The 10,223-nt window shown below is 46.9% G+C and carries 7 protein-coding genes; 5 read left to right on the plus strand and 2 right to left on the minus strand.

Annotation, left to right across the window (positions count from 1 at the left end):
* Nucleotides 1–29: 29 nt before the first annotated feature.
* The gene (locus M2371_RS11820; protein WP_259267789.1) at nt 30–2,222 is read right to left on the minus strand and encodes an EAL domain-containing protein; all 2,193 of its coding nucleotides are present in this window, start codon (nt 2,220–2,222) and stop codon (nt 30–32) included.
* Nucleotides 2,223–2,976: 754 nt separating this feature from the next.
* Between M2371_RS11820 and M2371_RS11825 the strand changes: the two genes are divergently transcribed.
* The 5 genes from M2371_RS11825 to lapD all read left to right on the plus strand — a co-directional run bounded on the left by M2371_RS11825 (nt 2,977) and on the right by lapD (nt 9,706).
* Complete coding sequence (locus M2371_RS11825; RefSeq protein ID WP_259267790.1) at nt 2,977–5,172, plus strand: bifunctional diguanylate cyclase/phosphodiesterase; 2,196 nt, start codon at nt 2,977–2,979, stop codon at nt 5,170–5,172.
* On the plus strand, nt 5,162–6,166 hold the full coding sequence (locus tag M2371_RS11830) for a transporter substrate-binding domain-containing protein (protein ID WP_259267791.1): 1,005 nt from the start codon (nt 5,162–5,164) through the stop codon (nt 6,164–6,166). Before M2371_RS11825 ends, M2371_RS11830 begins: the two co-directional genes overlap by 11 nt.
* Before the next feature lies 1 nt (nt 6,167).
* Nucleotides 6,168–7,028 carry a transporter substrate-binding domain-containing protein gene (locus M2371_RS11835; RefSeq protein ID WP_259267792.1) on the plus strand — a complete coding sequence of 287 codons (861 nt, stop codon included), beginning with the start codon at nt 6,168–6,170 and terminating at the stop codon, nt 7,026–7,028.
* Nucleotides 7,029–7,117: 89 nt separating this feature from the next.
* Entirely contained in the window at nt 7,118–7,756 is a 639-nt protein-coding gene (gene lapG / locus M2371_RS11840) for a cysteine protease LapG (RefSeq protein WP_259267793.1), read from the plus strand.
* A gap of 9 nt (nt 7,757–7,765) precedes the next feature.
* Nucleotides 7,766–9,706, plus strand: coding sequence for a cyclic di-GMP receptor LapD (gene lapD, locus M2371_RS11845; protein WP_259267794.1), 1,941 nt, complete (start codon nt 7,766–7,768; stop codon nt 9,704–9,706).
* A 110-nt stretch (nt 9,707–9,816) separates the two neighbouring features.
* Here lapD and M2371_RS11850 read toward each other — a convergent pair whose 3' ends face one another.
* A complete protein-coding gene (locus tag M2371_RS11850) occupies nt 9,817–10,167 on the minus strand; it encodes a hypothetical protein (protein WP_034498144.1) in 351 nt (116 codons plus the stop codon).
* Nucleotides 10,168–10,223 lie beyond the last annotated feature (56 nt).

A 10,223-nucleotide genomic window follows, 5' to 3' on the forward strand; every position in this document is an offset into this window, starting at 1 on the left:
TTAATTAATGAATTTGTTTATGCGTGTCGTTATATCAACGTCAGCAACGGCACTGGCTTACCAATGTGATATCCCTGAAGCCAGTCAACATTCATATTTTCCAGGCAGCGTTGAATTTTTTCATTCTCAACATATTCAGCGACGACCTGCATATTTTTCATTTTTGCAACATGGCAAAATGACTCAACAATGTAATGACTGACTTCGTTATCGGTAATTTCACGAATAAACGAGCCGTCTATTTTCAGAATATCGGCGCTGACATCCATCAGGCGAGCATGGCTCGAAAAGCCTGTGCCGAAGTCATCAATCGCCACACGGCAACCCAGGCTTTTGAGCGAGCGCACCGTATTTTGTGACTGTTCGGTATCTGACAGCGCATCCGCTTCCGTGATTTCAAAGATAATGCGATGCGGATCGACGCCGAACTCCGTCAGCAGTAACTGAACGTGATGAACGAAACTGGCGCGACACACAGTAACCGGGGCCAGATTGATAGAAAAACAGTGTTCCGGATGCAACTGCATTGTTTTCAGCGTATTTCTGATAACCCATAAGTCGATATCAGGCGCAAGCCCCGCTTCGGTTGCCACCGGTAAGAAACGATCCGGCGGAATAAACCGACCTTCTTCATCTAACATACGCAGCAGAATTTCGTGGTAACGCGGCTCGCCACAGGTACTGACGATCGGTTGCGCCATTAAGACAAACGCGTCGTTATCCAGCGTTTTCTGCAATACGGTACGAATATCAGTGCGCCCAACGATATAGCTTTCATGGATACGGCTGGACTGCGCCTCGAGGTTTTCCGGCTTGCCGTTGACCAGCGAAAGCCCGGAAACAATTCCCAGTTTCCCGGTCAGGCTGTAGACATCGTTACAGAACTGCGTGGCCCGGCAATATCCCAGACCACTGCGAAACCCGAGCTGCTGATTGTTATGAGAATAGCGAAAGGTATTCGCCGATTTGTACAGAATGCTCAGTCTTCCCCAGCTGGGTTGTTCCAGCTTGAGCAGCAGACCATAGCCCGCGTGGTAATAGACTTTCTCATCAAAATTGAGTTTAAGGCGCAGATGCTCGGCCAGTTTTTTCTGGTATCTGGCGCGAAAGTGCAGCCCGTAGCGACGCGAAAATAGCTCCATTTCCGGCACCTGAATCAGGCATACCGTAGAGTCTGGCGACGCCTGAATATCCGCTTTCAATGCCCGCAAATTGGGCATATTGGTCATCGGGTCCGTCAGCCCCATATTCAGCAATTGCTCAATGCGTAGAGTGTTGAAACGGGCAAGCACGCCCATAATCACGATGGTGAGCGTGAAGATAAAAATAGCCGTCGAGACCAGCACCTGATGCAACATGAAGTCGTCATTGACTGCGATGTAGTTCACATTATTTTTCGCCAGCACAATCATCATCACGGTCCAGACCGGAGCCGTGAAAATATAGCCAATGCGCACCGAGCTCCACAGCATCAGAGGGAAGATCAGTATCAGGCTATAGAAGGTGAAGAAGATATTGTCTTTGAAGGGAATATTCAGACAAACCATCAGGATGAGTAGCGATAAGGCCCATGCTGAAAAGCGAGTGTAACCGACGTTTTCTGATAGCTGGGCCAAAACTGACTTCTGGCAGACTGCGGCGTATTTCGGGCGGCAGATAATCCTTAATGCGGTGTAGAACAAAGGAATGCCCGTGATGCAGCCATTCATCACCCCCTGGATTCTGACCAGGGTTTCCGCGTTAAAAATGTGATCGCAAACCATTCCTGAACCCGTATGCGGCATAGTCAGCAGGCAAATCAATTCACTAAAAAGCGTATTGAGTACCGCATTGCACAGACAGAGCCAGATAATGCGCTGGGTCGTGAGCGTGATGCGCCCAAAACTTGATGCACTGCGCCAGCCTGTAAACCTGGCGTAGAAGAAGTAACTGATGAATGCGGCAATCAGGTAACCAAGCAGCTCGTAGGATTCGGTTGAAGAACGGAACAGCAGGGAAAATACAGAGAGAAGAATCAGGCCGGGTACGGCTCTGTAACCAAATAGCACCAATACCGCAGAGATAGCCGCCAGTTCCAGGTCATAAACCACCAGAACTCGTCCATCGACAATAAGGTGGCTACTGAGCAATTGGGCCAGTGAGTAAAGCAGGAACGGGAGAACCAGCGGGAAAACCCACCGTTTATTGGTATACGCTGTGCTGTTGCTGGCTGTAGAGTCCAAGTATTTAACCCGTTGCTTATGCTTAGTGTGCTATTTAGGTAGCATGGTGAGTATATTTATTAATGGATAAAATATTGCAGAAGACATAATGAAATAGAAAAAACGTTATAATTAATTAACATTTACAACGATATTAAGAAGATCCCGCACGTATTAAAATCAAAACAAATACGAACAATTAATTAACAAGCGCCATTGGTTATTTTAAATGATTTAAATTATTAACAAACAAGAAATCGCGCTGGCATTCTCAAATCCTTTTTAATTGTATTCATTTTGCGCTCAAAAAAGAACTGCTACTTATAGGTAAAAATGGACATTATTTAATAATAAAATCCTATTAAACAACAAACAAAAAATACACACAACTCATTGATTATCATGAAAATAAAATCAAGCAAGCATTGTATAATATTGCGTTAAAATGGTAATTGAAAGATAAAGTCGCTGTGTCACTAACGTCTTTATTTGATGAAAAGCTTAAAGAGAATCAATGAATCGCTCAATTAGCGTTTAATCACTATTTTTTGTGATTGACTTGGTTATCCGGGTTATCTATAGTCCCGCCGCGTGTTTTGTCTTTATTTATTTTCTCATCAGTAATGTTACATAATAGTTTGTTATTGGTGACGCAACGTCTGACACTCTTCATAAAAACTCACATAACAGCAACAGCCAGACACTATATACCAATGAATTAATTTAAAATCATTAATTCATGAGTCATTCGTATTCATCAGGAAACCGACAATCTGTGGCTAAAAGTTTTTTCTCGCTTAAAAGCGTAAAAGGTTGGCACCATTCTATCGCCGGGAAAATAACCCAGTTTTTGCTGGCGGGTATCCTTATTGCTTTCGGGGCAGGTGCCTGTGCGGGTTGGGGTCTGATTGATAGCTTTTCGTACCAACAGTGGGTACATCAGGCTGAAGCGAATGCGCAAATCATTACCTATATCGTCCGCAATGTTTATACCAACGTCGCGGTGGGAACCAGTTCGACCGGCCAAATCACACGCATTGTGTCGGAGCACAAAATCGGCGACCCGGACTCAGTGATTCAAACCGGTTATAACCCTGTCGATGTATTAGCTCTGGCCGCGGTGCAAACCCGTAACCCGACGTGGCTTTTCCTTTATACGCCGGATAAAGGCTTCCAGGGCATCAGCAATAATTCAGAATCAACAGAAGAAAAAATCAGCTTCAAAGGACAAAGAGCCACTGACGTCCTGGGGAATTACTACATTGGTTTTGCCTCGATTAACGGCCAGGATTGCTTTATCAGCGCCGTGCCTATTCTGACTCCATCAGGCGAAATTCTGGGTAGTTTAGTCAGCAGCATCGGCAATAAAAAACAGCTCTATGCCGCCTATGACGCGATGCTGAAGAAAACACTGATCATTCTGGCGCTAATTTTGTTAGGTACGCTGGCTCTGGTGACGCTGTTTATGCGCCGCCTGTTCCGCCCGGTACCGTTGCTCATCAACTCCCTGACCCGCATTGCCCACGAGCAAACCGACCTTATTACCCCTTATTTAGATCAGGATGACGAAATCGGCAGATTAGCAGCAGCGATTGAAAAACTCCGTATTGCGATGGTTGAACGCGATTACCTGCAAAGAATGCAGGATATGTCGCAAAAAATGGAGTACATGGCTCACCATGATTCGCTGACCGGCTTCCCGAACCGCGCTTCTTTTAGTCAGGCACTGGATAAATGCATTCGCGAAATGAATCAAAACGGGCAGTCTTTCAACTTGTTGCTGATCGATCTTGATAACTTTAAACCGGTCAACGACACCTTCGGCCACTCGGCGGGCGATGAAGTTCTGATCGGTGTCGCACAGCGCCTGTCATTGTTGCTCGGCCCAATGGACTTTGCTGCGCGGTTAGGCGGCGATGAATTTGCTATTTTGCAGAGTGTGCGGGAAGACAATTGCCAGGAAGCTGGAGCACTGTCGCAAAAAATCGTCCGTGCTTTGAGTATTCCGTTTACCTACGGTAGCCACTCTTTCGCCATCAGTTGTAGCGTGGGTATTGTCACCGCCCCTTCTCAGGGCAACAGTGCCACGACGCTGATGATCAATGCTGACCTGGCATTGTACGCGTCAAAACATAGCGGACGCGGTTGCTACCACTTCTTTGAAGACGGCATGATGATGAAGCACACCAACAGTGTGTTCGTGAATCAGGAAATCATTAACGGCATTGATAATAATGAGTTCGTGCTGCACTACCAGCCTATTATCGATCTGGAAAATGAAACGGTTTGTGGTTATGAATCGCTTATCCGTTGGAATCATCCTACTAAGGGACTGATATTCCCGGATTACTTCATTAATATTGCGGAAGAGTCCGGCCTGATTATTCGTTTGGGCGAATGGATTATCCGACAATCCTGTATGGCTGCGGCGAAATGGCCTGAATCCACCAAAGTCGCGGTGAATATTTCGGCCTATCAATTACATGGCCCTGGCCTGATAGACATTATTGTTGATGCGTTAAAACAAAGTGGCCTGGCGGCAAACCGCCTCGAAATTGAAGTCACTGAATCAGAAAAGCTGGATCAGTCTATTGCGTTGCCGGTATTCAGAAAAATTCGTGAAATGGGTATTTCTATTGCGATGGATGATTTGGGAACCGGATATGCGGCGTTGGATTATCTGCTTATTTATCCGTTCACGCGCATTAAAATCGCCCGCACCCTGATTATGAAACTGGAGCAAGAAAGTGCCAGCCAGTACCTGGTTGTAATGCTGATTCAATTTGCCCAGAAATATGGCATGAGCGTGACGGCAGAAGGAGTTGAAACGGAGCAGCAGCGGACTATTTTGCGCCGAATTTCTTGCCAGAATGTACAGGGTTACTATTACAGCCGCCCATTACCTGAGAAAGATCTGGAGCCAACGTTTGGCAATAAAGTCATCGACGGGGAAATCTGCGATGTCTGTTAAAACCCTTTTTGCTGGGCTATTTCGTAGGTCGGATAAGTGTAACGCCATCCGACACCGTTCACCGAAATGGTGGATGACGCGTACGCTTATCCACCCTACAAACCTGTCAGTCATCTGGTTTTTGGGACTCTTTTTGCTCAGTATTCCGGTGTGCCACGCACATGGCGTACACAGCAAAAACACACTGGATAAGATAGCCGAGACAAAGACAATTACGCTGGGTTATCAGGATGATGCATTTCCCTTTTCATACATTGAAGGGCAGCGGCCGGTGGGTTACTCCATTGATATATGCAATAAACTCGTTGATGCAATCAAAGTAAAACTGAAGCTGAAAGACCTTAAAGTTCGCTGGATAAAAAGCAGTACCGCGTCACAGTTCGTGCTCATTAAAAATCATGCTACTGATATCATGTGCATCCCTGGTTTTTATTCTGAATTGCGTCATCAAAAAGCCGAATTCTCATTCCCATTTTTCTTCTCCAGCACGCGTTTCATTACTCGCAAAAATAACCATACCGATACCATTGACGACTTAGCCGGGCACAGTGTCCTGGTTAAAAGCGGCACTATTTATGTCGAGCAAATCCACACCATCAATAGAACGAACGATCTCAATTTAAATATTGAGCTTGATAACAATAACAAAGGTGCATTCCAGGAACTTCAAAGTGGTGAGTTACCGGCTTTAATTTCAAGTACGGCGATACTTAAAGGTATGATCGCGATGTCCCCGACGCCTGATGAGTTTGAAATATCAGATCAGACGTTAAGCCCACCGATTCCCGCAGGCTTGTTGCTGCCGCTTGATGACAGTGAATTCAAAAATTTTCTCGATAACACGCTCAAAACACTTATTACCGGCAAAGATTTTCAGAAACTGTACCAACGATGGTTCCAGTCTCCTATTCCACCGAACGCTATTAATCTAAATATTCCAATGTCGGCGGAACTTAAAAAACTCACAACATCTACAACACTTTATGCGTACTAACATGAAAAAGTCATTTAACACCGGGCTCAAGGTTCTTCTGAGGGCGTTGGCATTGTTACCTCTGATATTGGCTCCCAATTATCTCAGGGCCGATGGCACTTCTGCCACGCTTGATCATATTAAAGAAAGTAATGCGTTAAACATTGGTTATCGTCAGCTTGAGCCTTTCTCTTTTCGGGATGTGGGTGGCAAAGTGACCGGGTACACCATCTCCCTATGCAATATGATTGCTGATGAATTGCGTATTTCTCTGGGGAAAAAGAATCTCGCCGTTCATTACATTCCTACTCTATTTACCGAACGCGTGAACTCACTTAACTCTGGTAAAATAGATTTGGATTGCAGCGTTAACACCGATGCGCCAGAGCGGAAGAAAAGCGTCTCCTTCTCTGTTGATTATTTTGTCGCCCATATGCGTATTATTTCGCTACGCCAGAATAATATCCATACGCTTGAAGACTTAAAAGGCCGTACCGTCAGCGTGCCGCGCGGTTCTAAAGATTTGTTAGAGTTCAATCGAGTGAACCGTGAGAAACATCTGAGTATCTCGATAATCACTTCAGATACCGTGCAAGATGCGTTTGATATGATGGCGCAAAAACGTACTGCCGCGATCATTCTCGATGACATCCTGGCGTATCCTATTATCAATCAAAATGAGCATCCTGAAGATTTCTCTGTTTCCCAGGACGTTGTGGGTGAAAAAATGAAATATGCCATTATGATGAGGAAGGAAGACCCACAGTTTGTTGCTTTTGTAGATAAGACACTTGGGCGCATCTTTGAATCCCCCGTCAATACTCAGTTGACTCACAAGTGGCTGACACAAAAAGTGATGCCGAAAAACCTACAGCGAAACTAAACAGTTATTGGCTCTATTCGGATGTGTAATTGAACTCAGTCAGGTTATTTTTTCGCACCAGATTATTAGCGCCTCTGATTTTTTCTGGTGTGCTGTTGTTACTATTGGCGGGAGGCTCTTTACGTGCAGCCTGGGATTTCACGACCATTCAACAACGTGCCGATCAGCTCTATGGCCCGGCAACAAAGGATGGCGAGCAGCGTATAAATGCGTGGCAGCAACTGTTATTGAACCAACGGAGCCAAACTGAACTCGCGCAATTAAATGCGGTGAATCATTTTTTTAACCAGCAATTGCATTACCGTGAAGATATTGAAATCTGGAATAGCACTGATTATTGGGCAACGCCCGTAGAATCGCTGCGCAAAGGCGAAGCAGATTGCGAAGATTATGCTATCGCTAAATATTTCACATTACGTCACTTAGGTGTTTCAGGAGAAAAGTTACGTATTACCTACGTTAAAGCATTACGTCTGAATCGGGCGCATATGGTATTAACCTGGTACGCGTCACCGGATGCGATTCCCATCGTTCTTGATAGTCTGACGGATAACATTTTACCTGCAACACAGCGTTCAGATTTATTACCTGTTTATTCATTTAATGATAGCGGGTTGTGGCTACCAGGAAGTCAGAATAATAAACGTGTCGGGGATAGTAAGCGTCTTTCTCGATGGCAGGATGTGTTGAAAAAAATGCGGGAAGAAGGATTCCCGATTGATGAATAGGATAAACCTGTGTCACTTTTCAAACAGCTTCTAATAGCTATCTTTCTATTTATGCTGATCATCTTCAGCGGTAGTTTTATTGTGAATCTCGAAAGTTCCCGGGAGCAATACAATAACCAGCTGCTTTCTCACGCGCAGGATGCTGCGACCGCATTGGGCCTTTCGCTCACCCCGCACGTTGACGATCCCGCGATGATCGAGTTAATGGTCAGTTCAATTTTCGATAGCGGCTACTACGATGCCATCCGTGTCATCGATCAGTCGAGCGGCAAAACGATTCTTGAGCGCAGCGCGTCGTTGTCTATTCCCGAAGTGCCGGGCTGGTTTGTCGCCCTGGTGAATGTGAAACCGCAAGCCGGTGAAGCGACGATTATGCGGGGCTGGCAGCAGGCGGCTCGCGTCGAAGTCCTGAGCAACCCGGTGTTTGCTATCAAGCGCTTATGGGAAAGCACGCTGGCGAACCTGCTGTGGATGCTGGCCTGTTCAGCGGTTTGTATTCTGGCGGGTGCCGCACTTTTGCGCCGCCAGTTACGCCCGCTCAATTATATGGTCAAACAATCCCAGGCGATTACCCGCCGCGAATATCTCACTCAGCTCGACTTACCGAAAACGCCGGAGTTGCGCCGCGTTGTTGAGGCCATGAACCTGATGGTCGCTAAACTTAAATCACTGTTTGAAGATCAGGCCGAGCACAGCGAACGTCTGCACAATGAAGCCTATCTCGATAGCCAGACCGGTATCGCTAACCGTCGCGCTTTCGACTTACAGATGCAGACCCGTTTAAGCGATGAAGAAACGGCATCAGGCTATTTGCTGTTATTGCGCATTCAGGATCTCGGTGGCCTGAACCAGCGTTTTGGCGGCCCGCATACCGATAACTTGCTGAAGCATGTTGCCGATATGATGAATGTCGTGAAGAACCAACATGCCAATGCCGACAGCATTCTAGCCCGTATTCGCGGTGGCGAATTCGCCCTGCTTTGCCCTGGCGTAACGCACAATGAAATGCTGACTTTGCAGAACTCGCTCAATCAGCAACTTGCCGCCTTCTACGCAACCGGCATGTCTGACATTAACCCGGTCGCGCATACGGGAATGGTGCCGTTTAGTTATGGGGATTCCCCGCAGTCGCTGATTGTTCAGGCCGACCGCGCATTGATGGAAGCCGAAACCCATACCACGCATCAGACCAACCTGTTCCCTGTGGTTCAAACTGATGCAGCCAATGAAGATCAGCATCTGTGGTTTACGCGTCTTGAGAATGCACTGAGCAAAGAGCAGTTCCAGTTATTCTTCCAGCCGGTTGTGGACTGCAAAAACACGCAGAAAGTGATTCATTACAAAGTGCTGTCGCGCATCGTGGATGAAAAAGGCAACAGCATTCCTGCCGGTCGTTTCCTGCCGTGGATCCACCGGTTTGGCTGGAGCCAACGCCTTGATCGGGTGATGTTGAATCTGACGTTGAAGCAGTTGAAAAACTATCCGGGTTATCTGGCGCTCAGCCTGTCAGGAAGTTCTCTGGCAAATGATGCGACTATCAAGCAGCTGCTTAACCCACTGAAGACGAACCCGCAGCTTGCTGGTCGTTTAATTCTGGAGCTGGACGAGAACCAACTGCCGGAACCTGAGCAAATGGAAGTATTTATCAAGTCGCTAAATCATTTTGGCTGCCGCCTTGGCCTGCAACACTTCGGTAGCCGCTTCGATATGATTGGGCACCTGTCGCAATGGGGCCTGGCGTACCTGAAAATTGATTCCAGCTATATCCGCCACATTGATATTGAGAGCGATAAACGCTTGTTTATCGACGTGTTACACAGCGCAACCAACAATATTGACCTGCCGCTGATTGCCGAGCGTGTTGAAACCGAAGGGGAACTGCGCGTGCTGCAAGAAGTGGGGATTTATGGCGCGATGGGGCAGCTACTCGGCGAACCGGCACCGTTTTAACCTGTAAAAAAATGGTGGATGAGGCTTCGCTTATCCACCCTACGAAACCCAGCGCGTAGGGCGGGCAAGCGTAGCGCCCCCGCCAACACAACTCGAAATATGATGGCTATTTAAAAAATCCCCTGATCATCACTGTTTAAAAGATCCTCTAACCCACCCAACCCCTGGCGCGCCTGCGCACGATTCATCAGCTTCACCTGCGCCATCGGCGGCAGGTCGGTGATCGTAATCACCCCTTTTTGAATCAGCAGGAAAATCAGGTCGTCCAGAACGCGGACCATTTCCAGGTCACTGCGTTGCAGCAATTCTTTATGTTGCAGGCTTTCATCCACCACGTTGCGGGCGTTATTCCAGGCGGTGATTTCAGGCGTCTGCGTGAAGACTTCGCCTGTCATTCCGGTAAACGGCTCGTTCTCAACCCGTGTCAGTTGCCCTTCTTCATTACGTTGAACGTAATACATTTCCAGTACCTTTCTTTTATTGCCAGTACGGCATGTGAAATCACCGCCCGGTGAAG

The sequence above is a fragment of the Buttiauxella sp. BIGb0471 genome (genome assembly GCF_024807715.1).
GTDB lineage: Bacteria > Pseudomonadota > Gammaproteobacteria > Enterobacterales > Enterobacteriaceae > Buttiauxella > Buttiauxella agrestis.

Coding starts and splice junctions, on each gene's coding strand:
- M2371_RS11830 (WP_259267791.1), top strand. CDS start 5,162: ATGTCTGTTAAAACCCTTTTTGCTGGGCTATTTCGTAGGTCGGATAAG.
- M2371_RS11835 (WP_259267792.1), top strand. CDS start 6,168: ATGAAAAAGTCATTTAACACCGGGCTCAAGGTTCTTCTGAGGGCGTTG.
- M2371_RS11850 (WP_034498144.1), bottom strand. CDS start 10,167: ATGTATTACGTTCAACGTAATGAAGAAGGGCAACTGACACGGGTTGAG.